Raw genomic sequence first — 15,248 nt, 5'->3', positions numbered from 1 at the left:
TCATGACCAGCACCACCGAACCCACCGAGCCGCTGTCGGTCGAGCAGTTGTCGGCGACCACCCTGCTGCGCTTCGCCACCGCGGGCTCCGTCGACGACGGCAAGTCCACCCTCGTCGGACGCCTGCTGCACGACTCCAAGTCGGTCCTGACGGACCAGCTGGAGGCCGTGGAGCGCGTCTCGGCCAGCCGCGGCCAGGAGGCCCCCGACCTCGCGCTGCTCACGGACGGCCTGCGCGCCGAGCGCGAGCAGGGCATCACCATCGACGTGGCGTACCGCTACTTCGCGACCGCGCGCCGCCGCTTCATCCTGGCCGACACACCGGGTCACGTGCAGTACACGCGGAACATGGTCACCGGTGCCTCGACCGCCGACCTGGCCGTCGTCCTCGTCGACGCCCGCAACGGCGTCATCGAGCAGACCCGCCGGCACGCCGCCGTCGCCGCACTCCTGCGCGTCCCGCACGTCGTCCTCGCCGTGAACAAGATGGACCTCGTCGAGTACAAGGAGTCCGTCTTCGCCGCCATCGCCGAGGAGTTCACGGCGTACGCCTCCGAGCTGGGCGTCCCCGAGATCACCGCGATCCCGATCTCGGCACTCGCCGGTGACAACGTGGTGGACGCCTCCGCGAACATGGACTGGTACGGCGGCCCGACGGTCCTGGAGCACCTGGAGACCGTGCCGGTCAGCCACGACCTGGCGCACTGCCACGCGCGCCTTCCCGTGCAGTACGTGATCCGCCCGCAGACCGCCGAGCACCCCGACTACCGGGGGTACGCCGGTCAGATCGCGGCCGGTACGTTCCGCGTCGGCTCCGAGGTCACCGTGCTGCCCTCCGGCCGTACGTCGAAGGTCGCCGGGATCGACCTGCTGGGCAAGCCGGTCGACGTCGCGTGGACCCCGCAGTCGGTGACCCTCCTCCTTGAGGACGACATCGACATCTCGCGCGGCGACCTGATCGTGCCGACCACGGACGCGCCCCCGACCACCCAGGACGTCGAGGCGACCGTCTGCCACGTCGCCGACCAGCCGCTCACCGTCGGCCACCGCGTGCTGCTCAAGCACGGCACCCGCACGGTCAAGGCGATCGTCAAGGACATCCCGTCCCGGCTGACGCTGGACGACCTGTCGCTGCACCCGCACCCCGGGCAGCTGGTCGCCAACGACATCGGTCGCGTCGTGATCCGTACCGCCGAGCCGCTGCCGCTCGACTCGTACGCCGACTCCCGCCGCACCGGCGCGTTCATCCTGATCGACCCGGCGGACGGCACGACCCTGACCGCGGGCATGGTCGGCGAGTCCTTCGCCGCGCCGCAGCCGGTCAAGGACGAGGCCGACGACGACGGGTGGGACTTCTGACATGACGTCCACCGACTTCTACTCCACGTTCGCGAAGGAGGGCGGCCGCGTCGGCAGCGGCGCCCTCGGCAGCGGGCAGGGCGGAGTCGCGCGATGTGCGCGATGACGTACGCGCACCGCTTGCGCGCCCCGTCCCCCCACCCGACGTCCCGGACGCGACGAAGACCTGCCGACCTTCCCGGCCACGACTGAAACGTGACCGCCGGGCCAACGAGAGGAACCCCTCCCGTGCCTGCCATCAGCTCCACCGCTGTACGTCGCGGCCTCGCCGTGATCACCGCACTCCCGCTGCTCGCGCTCGCCGCCTGCAGCTACGGCTCCGAGTCGAAGAGCGACACCTCCTCGAAGGAGAAGGTCGCCGCCGGGTCCAGCAAGATCGACGGTCTCGACTCCGTGAAGATCGGCTACTTCGGCAACCTCACCCACGCCACCGCGCTCGTGGGCCGCCAGGAGGGCCTCTTCCAAAAGGAGCTGGGCGCCACGAAGGCCCAGTACCAGACCTTCAACGCCGGCCCGTCCGAGATCGAAGCGCTCAACTCGAAGTCCATCGACATCGGCTGGATCGGCCCCTCGCCGTCGATCAACGGCTACACCAAGTCGCTCGGCAAGAACCTGCGCATCATCGGCGGTTCGGCGTCCGGCGGCGTGAAGCTGGTCGTCAACCCGAAGAAGATCAAGTCCCTGAAGGACGTCAAGGGCAAGAAGATCGCGACCCCGCAGCTGGGCAACACGCAGGACGTGGCGTTCCTCAACTGGATCGCGGACCAGGGCTGGAAGGTCGACGCGAACAGCGGCAAGGGCGATGTCTCGGTCGTCCGCACGGACAACAAGATCACCCCGGACGCGTACAAGTCCGGCTCCATCGACGGCGCCTGGGTGCCGGAGCCGACCGCGTCCAAGCTGGTCGCCGAGGGCGGCAAGGTGCTGCTCGACGAGGCCGACCTGTGGCCCGACAAGAAGTTCGTGATCACGAACATCATCGTGTCGCAGAGCTTCCTCAAGGAGCACCCGAAGGTCGTCGAGGCCGTGCTGAAGGGCTCGGTCGAGACCAACGAGTGGATCAACGCCAACCCCGACAAGGCGAAGGCCGCGGCGAACAAGCAGCTGGCGACGGACTCCGGCAAGGCGCTGCCCACCGACGTCCTGGACCCGGCCTGGAGTTCCATCCAGATCACCAATGACCCGCTGGCCGCCACCCTCAACACCGAGGCGGAGCACGCGGTGAAGGCCGGTCTGCTGGAGAAGCCGAACCTGACGGGCATCTACGACCTCACGCTCCTGAACAAGGTCCTCAAGGCCGCGGGCGAGAGCACGGTCGACGACGCCGGTCTCGGCGTCAAGTAAGCCCGGATCCCGATGAGTTCCCAGGAGGTGACGACCATGGCCACGACCACGACCCTCGCCAAGGACGCCGACGGCGCCGAAGCGGTCGAGTACGCCGCCCGGATCGAGCATGTCTCGAAGTCCTTCGCCGGGCCGGGCGGGCAGCAGCTGGTCCTCGACGACATCACCCTCGATGTCGCGCCGGGCGAGTTCGTCACCCTCCTGGGGGCCTCGGGGTGCGGCAAGTCGACGCTGCTCAACCTGGTCGCGGGCCTCGACGCCCCGACCGCGGGCAGCATCACGACCAACGGGCGCCCGGCCCTGATGTTCCAGGAGCACGCCCTCTTCCCGTGGCTGACCGCGGGCAAGAACATCGAACTCGCCCTGAGGCTCAGGGGAGTTCCGAAGAACGAGCGGCGCGACAGGACCGAGGAGCTGCTCGAACTCGTACGGCTGGGAGGCGCGTACGGCAAGCGGGTGCACGAGCTGTCCGGCGGTATGCGCCAGCGCGTGGCGATGGCCCGCGCGCTCGCGCAGGACAGCCAGATCCTGCTGATGGACGAGCCGTTCGCGGCGCTGGACGCGATCACGCGGGACATGCTGCACGACGAGCTGACCCGGATCTGGAGCGAGACGGGGCTGTCCGTCCTCTTCGTCACGCACAACGTGCGCGAGGCGGTACGGCTCGCGGAGCGCGTGATCCTGCTGTCCTCCCGTCCCGGGCGGATCGCCCGCGAATGGACGGTGGACATTCCGCAGCCGCGCCGCATCGAGGACGCGCCCGTGGCGGAACTGTCCATCCAGATCACCGAAGAACTGCGTGGGGAGATCCGCCGCCATGGCCAGCACTGAGACGAAGCGGACGGACACTCCCGTCAACGACAGCCCCGGCAAGGACAACTACCAGATGGCCGGTCTGGAGGCCGGGCTCGACGCCCTCGACGTCGGCGTCACCGGTCTCTCCACCAGCCGGTCCTTCGGGCTGACCTTCAAGCAGAAGGTGCTGCCCCCGCTCATCGCGTTCGCGGTGGTGCTCGTGGTCTGGCAGTCGCTGATCTCGTTCGACATCGTCACGGACCCGACCAAGCTGCCCACGCCCTCGGACGTGTGGGGCGAGGTCAAGAACGCCTGGCTGCAGGGCACGCTGCTCGACTACATCTGGACCAGCGTGTCGCGCGGTCTGCTCGGCTTCCTGTTCGCCCTGGCGATCGGCACCCCGCTGGGTCTGGTGGTGGCGCGCGTGAGGTTCATCCGCGCCGCGATCGGCCCGGTCCTGTCGGGCCTGCAGTCCCTGCCCTCGGTGGCGTGGGTACCGCCGGCCGTCATCTGGCTCGGCCTGAACAACTCGATGATGTACGCGGTGATCCTGCTCGGCGCCGTTCCGTCGATCGCCAACGGCCTGGTGTCGGGCGTCGACCAGGTGCCGCCGCTGTTCCTGCGCGCCGGCCGCACGATGGGCGCGACGGGCCTGAAGGGCACCTGGCACATTCTCATGCCGGCCGCGCTGCCCGGTTACCTGGCAGGCCTGAAGCAGGGCTGGGCGTTCTCCTGGCGCTCGCTGATGGCGGCGGAGATCATCGCGTCCTCCCCCGACCTGGGCGTGGGCCTGGGCCAGTTGCTGGAGAACGGCCGCAACGCCAGTTCCATGTCGATGGTCTTCCTCGCCATCTTCCTCATCCTGTTCGTCGGTATCGCCATCGACCTGCTCATCTTCAGCCCGGTGGAGCGGTGGGTGCTGCGCAGCCGCGGTCTCCTCGTGAAGAGCTGAGTCCGTCATGCACAAGCCGGTCCGCCCCGTCCTTGTCGTCATCGCTCACGGCAGCCGCGACCCGCGGCACGCCGCGACCGTGCACGCCCTGGTGCGACGGGTACGCGCCATGCGCCCCGGGCTGCGCGTGGAGACCGGCTTCCTGGACTTCAACATCCCGTCGGTGAACGGAGTGTTGGAGTCCCTGGCGGAGGAGGGCGTACGAGATGTGGTCGCTCTGCCGCTCCTCCTCACCCGCGCGTTCCACGCCAAGTCGGACATCCCGGCAGTGCTGCGGGAGGCCCCGTCGCGGCTGCGCATCCGCCAGGCGGAGGTGCTCGGCCCGTCACCGCTGCTGACGGCCGCGCTCGAACGGCGGTTGTACGAGGCGGGGCTGACCCCCGCCGACAAGTCCTCGACCGGGGTCGTGCTGGCCTCGGCGGGGTCCACGGACCCGGAGGCGATCGCAGTGATCGCAGAAATCGCGCGGGAGTGGCGGAGCACCGGTTGGTGCGCCGTGCGGCCTGCGTTCGCCTCCGCATCCCTTCCCCGCACGGAGGACGCCGTGCGGGAACTGCGCGCCCTCGGCTGTGCCCGCGTCGCCGTCGCCCCCTATGTCCTCGCACCCGGCTTCCTGCCGGACCGCATCGCGCGGGGTGCGGCCGAGGCGGACCTCCTCGCCGATGTGCTGGGTCCCTCGCCGGAGGTGGCCCGGGTGCTCATCGAGCGGTACGACGAGGCGCGGGTACCGGCGCTGGCCGCCGTCGGCGCCTGAAGCGTCACCGGCACAGCTGATCCCCGAGCGCCGTCCGCGCGTACCGCACGATCCGTCCGCTGCGGGTGCGGCTCAGCAACCCCGCGTCGTAGAGCACGGCGAGATGCTGGCTGACCGCGCCGGGGGTCACGTCGAGACGGTGGGCCAGTTCGGTGGTGGAGGCGGGTTCCGCGAGCAGCAGAAGCAGGCGGGCGCGGGCCCGGCCGAGCAGCCGGACGAGGACGCGGTCGGTGACGGGAGGCGGCTCCTCGGAGATGGTGGCGCGGCCCCGGGCGGGATACGACAGCAGGGGCGGCCTCCCGTGATCGAGCCAGGTGGCCGCGCCCCGGGCGAACATCGTCGGGGTCAGCACCATGCCGCGCCCCGCGACCCGGATGTCCCCCTTGGGCCAGTCGGAGTCGGTGGGATGGATCAGCCGGACGGCATCCCCGGTCCAGGTCAGGCGACGGTCGAGGCTCGGGAAGAGCTGGGCCGCGCCCTGCTCGGCGAGCACCTTCGCGTGGTGGGTGAGGTCCGCCTCCAGGACCGACTGCGCCCTGGGCCACCAGTCCGGGGCCAGGCACTCGCGCCAGTAGCCGTCCAGGGCCGCGACGATCCGCTCCAGCAGGGCCGCGGGGTCGTCCAGTCCCCGCGCGATCACCGGCGGCAGCCCGCCGGGCGTGACGGCGAAGGTCCGCTCGAAGTCGGGAGCGAGCAGTTCGAGGGGCGTGGCCCGCAGGATCAGCCTGCACCCAACGCCGGGAAAGGTAGGAGCAATGACGTGCAACCGTCAATGAATGCTGCAAAGAATGGCGCAACTCCCCTCCGTGAGACGTCGATTCATCCGAGGAGCGTTCAGATTCTGGACCGCTGTTCAGGCAGGCCTCATTGGCTGGGATCACTGTTCAGTCAGGCCTGACTCGCTGGTCCGCTGTTCAGTCAAGTCTGATTCGATGATTCGATGATTCGCTGGTCCGCTCATGTCCGGGACAGGCGAGGATCCCGGCCGCTTCGGGCCAGCGCCCGCTCGAAGACGGGCGCGTCGCCGGGGACGTCCACCGGGTCGGCGAAGCCGTCGTACTGACGGTAGAGATCGCCGTGCTTCTCGACGACGTCCAGGACGAGCCGGGCCGCGCCGTCCGAGATCCGGAACTCCTGGCCGGTGGCCGTGGCAACGTCCCAGCCGTGGACCGCCGTCTCCTTGACGATCATCGAGGCCAGTTCGGCGGCGGGCATCTTCGCCATCCCGAGGTCGACCTCGCCCTCCCACACGGCCGGGTCGTCCCAGGCGGCGACGGCACGGTCGAGCTGGTCGGCGTACGCCTGGGCCCAGCCGGGGTCGGCCGTGAAGTCGCGGCCGGTCAGCTCCTCGGAGAGCTGCTCGCGCAGCGCCCGGTGCTCCATGCCGTGCGAGGTGTAGAGGACCCAGTGGTTCACCAGGGTGCGGACGTCCCAGTCCGGGCAGTGCGTGGGCTCGGACAGCTGCGCCGCCGTGACACCGCGGGCCACCCGCGCGGCCTCGACGGCGCATTCCACCATGTACGGGTGCACGTTCTTGTACGGATTACTCATGCGTCCCACGCTAGGAACGCCGCGCTCAGTCCTCTTGAAGAAACGCGACAGCCTCGTCGGCGAGCCGCACCAGCTCCGGCACCGGCAGTGAACCCGCCTGCCTGCGCTCACGCGCGAACGTGTTCGCCAGCCGCTGGAGGAGGTCGTTCAGCGGAGTCGGTACGCCGTACAGCCGCCCCAGGAGGGCGATTTCGCCGTTCAGATAGTCGGCCTCGATGGTGCCGGTGCCGCGGTCGAGGGACTGCCAGGACGATCCGGCGCCGCGCTCGGAGCCGTCGAAGGGCTCGAAGCGGATTTTGTCGCTCCGGGCCTCCTTCTGCTCCTCCTCGCTGGTATACGCGATTCCCGCGGCGGCGAGCACCGCCTCGCCCTCCGCGCGCACGCGTCCGAAGAGCGCCAGGCCCTCTTCGCTGGTGAGGACGCCGCTGACCGCCTCGATGGCGTTCGCGAGATTGCCGAGGAGCTTGGCGTACTGCCAGCGGGCCACGTCCGGCACGACCGGCGCCTCGAAGCGCGCCTTCTCCAGATCGGCGGCGATACGGCGGGCCGTCTCGTCCGTGCCGTGCGGATGGCGGCCGATGTGCAGGATGCCGGTGAGTGGGGTGCCGGCCGCGGACACGACACCGGGTTCGACGAAGGTGGCGGGCAGCCAGACGCAGACCCCGTACACCCGGCGGAAGCGGCGCAGCGCGAGGCGCTGGCTCTCCACGCCGTTCTGCGCGCAGACCAGCGGCAGCCGCTCGGCCGCCGTACCGCCGCCCGCCACCGGGCTCGGACCCCAGGCCTCCAGGGCCGCCTCGCCGTCCTGCGTCTTGACGGCGAGCACCAGCACGTCGTCGGCGCGCAGTTCCCCGAGCGCGCCCGGCCCGTCCACCGTGGGCAGCCGGTAGGTGATCTCGCCCTCCGGCACCCTCAACCGCAGCCCGCCCGCGCGCAGCGCCTCGTAGTGCGCGCCCCGCGCGACCAGGACCACCTCGTGCCCCGCCCCGGCCAGCCGACCACCGATGGCCCCGCCGATCGCCCCTGCTCCGATGATGATGTAGCGCATACCCACGAGCCTCGCACAGATGGCTGCAGTGGCCATCGACAATCCTGCAAACTCTGTGTGACCCCATGGCCCTGGCCGTCCGATCCGGCACGTGCCAGGCTGTCCGCCGTGCGTAAATTGACCTTCCTGTTCGGAGCGTTGTTCCTGCTCCTCACGGGATTCGGGGCATGCTCGGCGACGCTCCAGTGGCATCGGGCCGAACTGATCGACGACGACCCGGTACGGGTCACGGGTGTGGTCTCCCGGATCGTCGACCCCGACACGAAATACCGGAAGGAAGAGATCACGTACACGGTCGACGGGCGCCGCCACACCACGGTGCGGAAACTCGACACCGACCTCAGCCACCCGAAGACGGGACACCGGGTGTGCCTGGAGGCGGCCCGAACGCATCCCGAGGTGGTCCGGCTGTGCGGCGACCACTATCCGCAGGGCGACGACGCGTTCCCCGTCTATGTTCTGGTGACGGTGTTCGGCACCGCCGGGGTGCTGTTCGCCATCGGGTACCTGGTCACCAGCGGGCGCGAAGCCCGATCGACCGCCTCCACCACATGAGCTCGGCTGGACGCGCTGGGTTGACCTTTCCCCTGGGGCAGGCCCGAGGGTCTCGCGCATGGACTTCTACCTGAGGCAGAGCGTGTACAGCGATCTCGGTGCCTTGGACATCAGCGCGCTGCCGCGCGAACCCACCCAACTCGCCATCCTCGTACGGGGCCTGATCATCCATCGACTGGAGGGCGAGCGGTTCGGGTACGCCATCCCCGAGGAACGGCTGCGCGAGGACGCCGAATCGCGGTACATGACGGAGCTGCTGCGGATCGTGCGCGAACGGTCCGACGCTCCGCTCACACAAGTCCGCGCGCCCGAGGAGCGGTTCGTCGGGACCTGCCGGGACTTCTCGCTGCTGCTGTGCTCGCTGCTGCGGGCCACGGGTACACCGGCGCGCATCCGGGGCGGCTTCGCCACGTACTTCGTCAAGGACTTCCACGAGGACCACTGGGTTACCGAATACCGTCTGGGGGACGGGAGTTGGCGGCTTGTCGACCCCCAGGTCCTCCACGCGTCGTACGACGTCCCCTTCGACCCGCTGGACGTACCGCGTGACCAGTTCCTCGTGGCAACCGACTGCTGGCGGATGTGCCGAGCGGGGCAGGCGGATCCCTCGACGTTCGGCTTCGCCAGTGTCTTTCTCCGTGTCGAAGGTGAGGTGGACGAGGCCGGGCGCGAGCTGGACGCCGTGCATGCCGGAGGTGACGCTAGGCCGGGCGCCCGGTTCGGTCGTCGAGGCCGGCGAGTCGATGATCGAGGCGCGGTCCCAGCGCCGCCCCGACGCGCCGAACTCGTAGAAGTCGGGGTGCAGCAGCGCGCGGACGAGTTCGGGCGAGCGGCGGATCTCCGGGTCGAGCAGGCGCAGTTCGCCCTCGATGGCGGCCTCGACGGCGGGGTCGCGCTCAGGCACCGGTCAGCTCCTCCAGTTTGACGACGGTGTTCCAGTTGCGGCTGGTGGCGGTGATGCCCTTCAGCAGGCGCGGCTTCGACAGGGTCTCCGCCAGCTTGGAACGTCCGAGGCCGTCGGGGGCGTACAGGTACAGAACGCGGTCGCCGAGGCGGAACTCCTCCGGCAGGAAGGCCGCTTGGTCGACCGAGGCGAACCGCTCGGCGTCGACCGGGCCGGAGAAGTACGTGGCGTGCAGCTGCTTGGCCTCCAGTTCGGCGGCCGGGAACGGACAGGCCTCCCGAACGGCCTTCAGGTAGGCGTGGTCACGCACCAACACGCCGACGCTGAAGCCGAAGTGCTTCTCGATGGCCTCGGCGAGCTCCGCGGCGAGGGACTCCTCGTCGCCGTGGCCGCTGCTGAACACGGCGTTGCCGCTTTGGAGATACGTGCGTACGTCGCCGTACCCGAGCCCCTCCATCAGGGTGCGCAGCTCGGCCATCGGCACCTTCTTGGCGCCGCCCACATTGATCCCGCGCAGCAGCGCCGCGTACGTCGTCGTCATCCGCACACCATAAAGCGACCGTCGTGCCCCGTGGGGGTGGGCACGACGGCCGCGGCACAGGGGGCTACTCGACGATCTTCAGGAGCTTGTTGGCCGTACCGGCGCTGGGGTTGGAGATCTTGTCGGCCGTGGCACCGCCGGTGAGCGCCTGGGCGACCTGGGCCGGGGTGGCGTCGGGGTGACCCGCGAGATAGACGGCGGCGGCGCCCGTGACGTGCGGCGTCGCCATCGACGTACCCGAGATGGTGTTCGTCGCGGAGTCGCTCGTGTTCCAGTCGGAGGTGATGTCCGAGCCGGGTGCGTAAATGTCCACGCCTGAACCGAAGTTGGAGAAGCTCGACTGCGCGTCGTCCTTGGTCGAGGAGGCGACGGTGATGGCCTCCGGGACGCGGGCCGGGGAGCTGGTGCTCGCGTCCGCGGACTCGTTGCCGGCCGCGACGGCGAAGGTGACGCCGGAGGCGATGGCCTTCTGCACGGCCGCGTCGAGCGCTTCGTCCACACCGCCGCCGAGGGACATGTTGGCGACGGACGGGCCGGAGTGGTGCTGGGTGACCCAGTCGATGCCCGCGACGACCTGCTCGGTGGTGCCGGAGCCGGAGTTGTCGAGGACGCGGACGGCGACGATCTTCGCCTTCTTGGCGACGCCGTGCGCCGCGCCGGCGATGGTGCCGGCGACGTGCGTGCCGTGCCCGTTGCCGTCCTGCGCGGTGTCGTCGTTGTCGATGGCGTCGAAGCCGTAGGAGGCACGGCCGCCGAAGTCCTGGTGGCTGATGCGGACGCCGGTGTCGATGACGTACGCGGTGACGCCGTCACCGGCGGAGTCGGGGTAGGTGTACTTGCCGTCACCCGCGGTGTCGGACTGGTCGATGCGGTCCAGGCCCCACGACGGCGGGTTGTCCTGGGTCGCGTCGATGTGGAACTTCTTGTTCTGGACGACCTTGCCGACGGACGGGTCGGCGGCCAGGCGCTTGGCCTCGGTCTCCGAAAGACCGGAGGCGGAGAAGCCGTTGACGGCGGAAGCGTAGTTTCGCTCGAGGCTGCCGCCGTACTCCTTCGCGAGATCCTGCTTGGCGGTCCTGCCCGCCTTCTTGTCCAGCAGGACGATGTAGCTGCCGGACACGGCGCCCTTGGCGTCGAGGCCGTACACCTTGCCCTCGGCCGGAGTGGCGGCGCCAGCCGTGGAGACGGCGACGACGGTCACGCCCACCGCGGTGGCGGTGGTGGCTATGGCCGCGATCAGCTTCATCTTGCGGGCACGCTGGTGAGTTGCCATGAAGAGGTGTCTCCTCGTGGTGTTTGTGGGGGGTTTGTGGGGGGTTACAACCCTGCGGGCAACGGAAGTTACTCGGGGGTTGGCACGAAACCCTGGCCGATTGACCCGCACAGATCAACACCTACATACAGCTGTGACTTAATCAACAAGCCTTCGAAATAATAAAAAGGGCCTCGTCCGACAGATCGGACACAGCGGCCGACGGGTGCCACCGGCGCGGGGCGGGCGCCACCGGCGGCGCGGGGCGGCTCGCCCTGATCCACATCCCCGAGAAGTCCCGTTACATGTAAGGGGCTTTCATCCTCCCCAGTGCGGAGGCCTTGGGGTCCGAGGGGAGGAGTCGCGGGTCGCCGGGTTCACCGGCCAGCACGACGAGACGTTCTTATCCGGCCCATACCTTCATAACGAAAGGTGGCGGCAGGGGGCTGTCACCGCACACGAGGGGGCTTGCCCGTCATGGGTAACGGAGATACACGGGTGCGGGGCATCGCCGCGCGGGCGGGCGGCTGGAGCGCCCGGCATCGATGGGCGGCCGTCGGAATCTGGGTGCTGTTCGTCGTCCTGGCGATGGGGCTCGGCTCGGCGGCGGGCCGCGTCGACCTCAAGGAGGACGACCAGCTCAAGGGCGAGACGCACACCGCCGCCCAGATCATCAAGGACGCCGACATCACGGAGCCGGCCAGTGAGACCGTCCTGATCCAGGCGAAGGACGCCAACACCAAGGCCACGGACGCCGAGTTCCGGGACGCCGTCGCCGCCGTGGTCAAGGGGGTCGAGGGCACCGGCAAGGTCACGGACGTGACATCGCCGTACGACACGAAGACGATCTCGAAGGACGGCCGCAGCGCGCTCGTGCAGTTCGACCTGCGCGGCGACGCGGAGACCGCGGGCGACCGCGTCGAGCCGGTGCTGAACGCCGTCAAGGGCGTCCAGAAGGACCACTCCGAGCTGCGGATCGAGGAGATCGGCGGCGCCAGCATGCAGAAGACCTTCTCCGACGCGTTCGGCAACGACTTCAAGAAGGCCGAGTACTCCGCGGTTCCGGTGGCCTTCGGCATTCTGCTGATCGCCTTCGGCGCGCTGGTGGCGGCGCTGCTCCCGGTGGCCCTCGCGATCACCGCGATCATGGCGACGATGGGTCTGATGGGCATCGTCAGCCATCTGCAGCCGATGAGCGACACCGCCAACTCCGTGATGCTGCTGGTCGGTCTGGCCGTCGGTGTCGACTACTGCCTGTTCTATCTGCGCCGTGAGCGCGAGGAGCGCGAGGCCGGGCGGGACGCCGATGCCGCGCTGCGGATCGCCGCCGCGACCAGTGGGCGCGCGATCATCGTCTCCGGTGTCACCGTGTGCGTGGCGATGGCAGGCATGCTCTTCACCGGGCTCGCCGGGTTCGAGGCGATGGGCCTGGCCTCGCTGATGGTCGTGGCGGTCGCCATGGTCGGGTCGGTCACCGTGCTGCCGGCGCTGCTGTCCCTGCTGGGCGAGCGGGTCGAGAAGGGGCGCATTCCGTTCCTGCGGCGGCGTCGGCGCAAGGGCAACGGGGAGAGCCGGCTCTGGACGGCCGTGCTGCGGGGCGTGCTGGCCAAGCCCGCGCTGTCCGTCGTCCTCGCGGCGGGCGCGCTGCTCGCCGTCGCGGCGCCCGCGGTCGGCATGAAGACGCAGAACCTCACGCTGGACCAGGAGTTCGGCAACTCGCTGCCGATCGTGGGCACGTACAACCGGGTCAACGACGCCTTCCCCGGCGGTTCCGATCCGGCCGAGGTGGTCGTCAGGGCGAAGGACATCAACGCGCCGGAGGTTCGGGACGCGCTGGCGGACTTCAAGGCCCAGGCCGTCAGTTCGGGTGCCTCGCGCGGCCCGGTGGAGATCAAGCTGCACGACGCGCAGAACGTCGCCTTCGTGTACGTGCCGCTGGTCGGCGGGTCCGACCAGGAAAAGGCCGGACAGAGCCTGGAGAAGCTGCGCGACGAGGTGCGGCCCGCCACGCTCGGCAAGGTCGACGGGGTCCAGGCGCCGATCACCGGACAGGTCGCGGGTTCGCACGACTTCAACGACCAGCTCGTCGGGTCCGTCGTGCCGGTCTTCGCGTTCGTCGTGGTCTTCGCCTTCCTGCTGATGCTCCTGTCGTTCCGCTCGCTGACGGTCGCGATCACCTCGATCGCCCTCAACCTGCTGTCGGTGGGCGCCGCCTACGGCATCCTCGTCGCCGTCTTCCAGCACGGCTGGGGCGCGTCGCTGGTGGGCGCGGAGGGCGTGGGTGCCATCGTCACCTGGCTGCCGCTGTTCCTCTTCGTGATCCTCTTCGGGCTGAGCATGGACTACCACGTGTTCGTGGTCTCGCGGATCCGTGAGGCGCGGCTGCGGGGCCGCAGCACCAAGGAGGCGATCCGGCACGGGGTGGTCACCACCGCCGGTGTCGTCACCAGCGCCGCGGTCATCATGGTCGCCGTCTTCGCGATCTTCGGGACGCTGTCCATGCAGTCCATGAAGCAGATGGGCGTGGGCCTGGCGGCCGCGGTGCTCATCGACGCGACGATCATCCGGGGCGTGCTGCTCCCGGCCGTGATGGCGCTGCTCGGCGAGCGCAACTGGTATCTGCCGAAGTGGCTGCACCGCCTGCCGGACTTCACGCACGACGAGGCGCCGGAGGCCGTGTCGCCGCCTCCGCCGCCCGCGCTGGAGGGTGAGAAGGTGGGAGTGTAACTCCCGGTGCGCCAGGGCCTGTTGATTCCACTCGGAACCAACAGGCCCTTTCCGTATCCCTATGGACCTACCTGTATCCCTGTTCGCCTGCCGGCATCCCTATTGACCTGCCGGCATCCCTGTTGACCTGCCGGCCTCCCCGTTGGCCTGCCGGCATCCCTATTGACCTGCCGACAGCTCGGCCTCGATGAGATCCGCCGCTCGCCGCGTTCCGCCCTCCCCCGCCATCCGTTCTTGGATCTCGCGCAGTCGGCGCGCCACCTCGGGATCGTCCGCCACCGCTAGGACGGCCTCGTGCAGGGTGTCGGCCGTCGCGTCCTCCATCGGTACGTGGCGGGCGACCCCGAGCGCCTGGAGCATGTCGGCGTTGCCGAACTGGTCGACGGCCTGCGGTACGGCGACCATCGGTGTGCCGGTGGCCAGCCCCTCCTGGCTGCCGCCCGCGCCCGCATGGGTGATGAACGCGTCGGCCTGACGAAGGACCGCGAGCTGGGGCACCCACGGGTGCACCTCCACGTTGCCGGGCACCTCACCCAGCTCTGCGGGATCGACGAACTTCCCGATCTGCAGGACGACATGCCAGCCCGGCAGATCACCGAAGGCCTTGACGCACTCGCGGTAGAAGGCGGGCTGCTTGGTGAAGCTGGAGCCCATCGACACGAGCAGCACCCGCTCGGCGTCGGCGGGCCGTTGCCAGTCCCCTTGCGCGGCGCGGTCGCCCTGGCAGGCACCGACGAAGGTGTAGCGCTTCTCGTCGACGCGGTCTGCGTTCGGCTGGAGGGCCCTGGGGATGAGGACGAGGCAGCGGTCGGGGCGGCCCATGAAGTCCTCGACGCTCAGGTCCATGCCGTTCTCTGCGATCCAGCGCGCGAAGGTCTCGTAGAACGCCTTGCCGCGCGGGGTCCGCTTGAGCGGCTCGAACATCGGCTTGCCGACCTCCTCCTCGTATCCCTCCCAGGCCACGAGGTTCGGGGAGAGCTGCACGATCGGCACGCCCCAGCGGTGAGCGAGGACCCGGGCCGGATACGCCGTGATGTCGTACAGCACCAGATCCGGCTCGTCGCCCGCGTACGCAGCCGCCAGCTGCGGCTCGGCCCGCAGCGCGTCCGTCAGGAACGGCTCGATGTGGTCGATCAGTTCGGTCCCCCACGCCTCCGGGTCGTCGTCGGTGGGCAGCGTCGAGTCCCACAGCTTCGGCTCGGCTCCGGTCTCGGCGATCTTCTCGGCGAAGGCGGGCGGAATCGCGTAGGTGACGCGGTGCCCGCGCGCGACGAGCTCCCGGATCACTTCGATGCTCGGATTCACATGCCCGTGGGCGGCGATGGAGAACATGGCGATGTGGGCGGGTCGGGTGGTCATGGCGCGAGGCTAGGCGAGACGATACGTCTCGTGCAACTTGAATAAGTTCTCAGTAAGGGCATGCGGTGCCGGAGGAGCCAAATCCCGGGCTGGAATGACGTATAAACG

General features: G+C 69.5%; 13 protein-coding genes and 2 pseudogenes. 8 read left to right on the top strand and 7 right to left on the bottom strand.

Going from position 1 to position 15,248, the window contains the following annotated elements; genetic code table 11:
• The first annotated feature begins 2 nt into the window (after positions 1-2).
• The 5 genes from ACZ4WS_RS18965 (at position 3) to ACZ4WS_RS18945 (ending at position 5,203) form a co-directional block, all read left to right on the top strand.
• A complete protein-coding gene (locus tag ACZ4WS_RS18965; RefSeq protein WP_467981768.1) occupies positions 3-1,358 on the top strand; it encodes a sulfate adenylyltransferase subunit 1 in 1,356 nt (451 codons plus the stop codon).
• Between the two features lie 228 nt (positions 1,359-1,586).
• Positions 1,587-2,702 carry an aliphatic sulfonate ABC transporter substrate-binding protein gene (locus tag ACZ4WS_RS18960; protein WP_467981767.1) on the top strand — a complete coding sequence of 372 codons (1,116 nt, stop codon included), beginning with the start codon at positions 1,587-1,589 and terminating at the stop codon, positions 2,700-2,702.
• A 12-nt stretch (positions 2,703-2,714) separates the two neighbouring features.
• Positions 2,715-3,533 carry an ABC transporter ATP-binding protein gene (locus ACZ4WS_RS18955; RefSeq protein WP_467981765.1) on the top strand — a complete coding sequence of 273 codons (819 nt, stop codon included), beginning with the start codon at positions 2,715-2,717 and terminating at the stop codon, positions 3,531-3,533.
• Positions 3,520-4,449 carry an ABC transporter permease gene (locus ACZ4WS_RS18950; protein WP_467981764.1) on the top strand — a complete coding sequence of 310 codons (930 nt, stop codon included), beginning with the start codon at positions 3,520-3,522 and terminating at the stop codon, positions 4,447-4,449. The genes ACZ4WS_RS18955 and ACZ4WS_RS18950 overlap by 14 nt, the downstream gene beginning before the upstream one ends.
• A gap of 7 nt (positions 4,450-4,456) precedes the next feature.
• On the top strand, positions 4,457-5,203 hold the full coding sequence (locus ACZ4WS_RS18945) for a sirohydrochlorin chelatase (protein ID WP_467981762.1): 747 nt from the start codon (positions 4,457-4,459) through the stop codon (positions 5,201-5,203).
• Positions 5,204-5,207: 4 nt separating this feature from the next.
• Here ACZ4WS_RS18945 and ACZ4WS_RS18940 read toward each other — a convergent pair whose 3' ends face one another.
• The 3 genes from ACZ4WS_RS18940 to ACZ4WS_RS18930 form a co-directional block, all read right to left on the bottom strand.
• On the bottom strand, positions 5,208-5,969 hold the full coding sequence (locus tag ACZ4WS_RS18940) for an ArsR/SmtB family transcription factor (RefSeq protein WP_467981760.1): 762 nt from the start codon (positions 5,967-5,969) through the stop codon (positions 5,208-5,210).
• A 191-nt stretch (positions 5,970-6,160) separates the two neighbouring features.
• Complete coding sequence (locus ACZ4WS_RS18935) at positions 6,161-6,754, bottom strand: TIGR03086 family metal-binding protein (RefSeq protein ID WP_467981758.1); 594 nt, start codon at positions 6,752-6,754, stop codon at positions 6,161-6,163.
• Between the two features lie 25 nt (positions 6,755-6,779).
• On the bottom strand, positions 6,780-7,802 hold the full coding sequence (locus ACZ4WS_RS18930) for a ketopantoate reductase family protein (RefSeq protein ID WP_467982236.1): 1,023 nt from the start codon (positions 7,800-7,802) through the stop codon (positions 6,780-6,782).
• Positions 7,803-7,910: 108 nt separating this feature from the next.
• On the opposite strand from ACZ4WS_RS18930, the gene ACZ4WS_RS18925 reads away from it, so the two are divergent.
• Positions 7,911-8,357 (top strand): hypothetical protein, encoded by a 447-nt coding sequence (locus ACZ4WS_RS18925; RefSeq protein WP_467981756.1) that lies wholly within the window; start codon positions 7,911-7,913, stop codon positions 8,355-8,357.
• A 58-nt stretch (positions 8,358-8,415) separates the two neighbouring features.
• Positions 8,416-8,838 (top strand): annotated as a pseudogene (locus tag ACZ4WS_RS18920) (transglutaminase-like domain-containing protein); the annotation flags it as partial.
• 273 nt (positions 8,839-9,111) lie between these two features.
• Here ACZ4WS_RS18920 and ACZ4WS_RS18915 read toward each other — a convergent pair.
• The 3 genes and pseudogenes from ACZ4WS_RS18915 to ACZ4WS_RS18905 all read right to left on the bottom strand — a co-directional run.
• Positions 9,112-9,261, bottom strand: a pseudogene (locus ACZ4WS_RS18915) (DUF4440 domain-containing protein); the annotation flags it as partial.
• The gene (locus tag ACZ4WS_RS18910; RefSeq protein ID WP_467981754.1) at positions 9,254-9,802 is read right to left on the bottom strand and encodes a DUF1697 domain-containing protein; all 549 of its coding nucleotides are present in this window, start codon (positions 9,800-9,802) and stop codon (positions 9,254-9,256) included. The pseudogene ACZ4WS_RS18915 and the gene ACZ4WS_RS18910, both read right to left, overlap by 8 nt.
• Before the next feature lie 64 nt (positions 9,803-9,866).
• Positions 9,867-11,075 carry a S8 family peptidase gene (locus tag ACZ4WS_RS18905; protein WP_467981753.1) on the bottom strand — a complete coding sequence of 403 codons (1,209 nt, stop codon included), beginning with the start codon at positions 11,073-11,075 and terminating at the stop codon, positions 9,867-9,869.
• Between the two features lie 456 nt (positions 11,076-11,531).
• On the opposite strand from ACZ4WS_RS18905, the gene ACZ4WS_RS18900 reads away from it, so the two are divergent.
• Positions 11,532-13,781, top strand: a complete 2,250-nt coding sequence (locus tag ACZ4WS_RS18900; RefSeq protein ID WP_467981751.1) for an MMPL family transporter — start codon at positions 11,532-11,534, stop codon at positions 13,779-13,781.
• A 159-nt stretch (positions 13,782-13,940) separates the two neighbouring features.
• Here the strand turns inward: ACZ4WS_RS18900 and mgt are convergent, their stop codons facing one another.
• On the bottom strand, positions 13,941-15,140 hold the full coding sequence (gene mgt, locus ACZ4WS_RS18895) for a macrolide-inactivating glycosyltransferase (protein ID WP_467981750.1): 1,200 nt from the start codon (positions 15,138-15,140) through the stop codon (positions 13,941-13,943).
• Positions 15,141-15,248 lie beyond the last annotated feature (108 nt).

The sequence above is a fragment of the Streptomyces sp. NPDC029292 genome, assembly GCF_055569295.1.
The sequence above is the reverse complement of the archived record's forward strand: the minus strand, read 5'-3'. Positions and strand labels throughout refer to the sequence as shown.

What these genes read in the sequence shown, in the direction of transcription:
- ACZ4WS_RS18965 (WP_467981768.1), top strand. Translation starts at nt 3, where the DNA reads ATGACCAGCACCACCGAACCCACCGAGCCGCTGTCGGTCGAGCAGTTG.
- ACZ4WS_RS18955 (WP_467981765.1), top strand. Translation starts at nt 2,715, where the DNA reads ATGAGTTCCCAGGAGGTGACGACCATGGCCACGACCACGACCCTCGCC.
- ACZ4WS_RS18950 (WP_467981764.1), top strand. Translation starts at nt 3,520, where the DNA reads ATGGCCAGCACTGAGACGAAGCGGACGGACACTCCCGTCAACGACAGC.
- ACZ4WS_RS18945 (WP_467981762.1), top strand. Translation starts at nt 4,457, where the DNA reads ATGCACAAGCCGGTCCGCCCCGTCCTTGTCGTCATCGCTCACGGCAGC.
- ACZ4WS_RS18935 (WP_467981758.1), bottom strand. Translation starts at nt 6,754, where the DNA reads ATGAGTAATCCGTACAAGAACGTGCACCCGTACATGGTGGAATGCGCC.
- ACZ4WS_RS18930 (WP_467982236.1), bottom strand. Translation starts at nt 7,802, where the DNA reads ATGCGCTACATCATCATCGGAGCAGGGGCGATCGGCGGGGCCATCGGT.
- ACZ4WS_RS18910 (WP_467981754.1), bottom strand. Translation starts at nt 9,802, where the DNA reads ATGACGACGACGTACGCGGCGCTGCTGCGCGGGATCAATGTGGGCGGC.
- ACZ4WS_RS18905 (WP_467981753.1), bottom strand. Translation starts at nt 11,075, where the DNA reads ATGGCAACTCACCAGCGTGCCCGCAAGATGAAGCTGATCGCGGCCATA.
- ACZ4WS_RS18900 (WP_467981751.1), top strand. Translation starts at nt 11,532, where the DNA reads ATGGGTAACGGAGATACACGGGTGCGGGGCATCGCCGCGCGGGCGGGC.
- mgt (WP_467981750.1), bottom strand. Translation starts at nt 15,140, where the DNA reads ATGACCACCCGACCCGCCCACATCGCCATGTTCTCCATCGCCGCCCAC.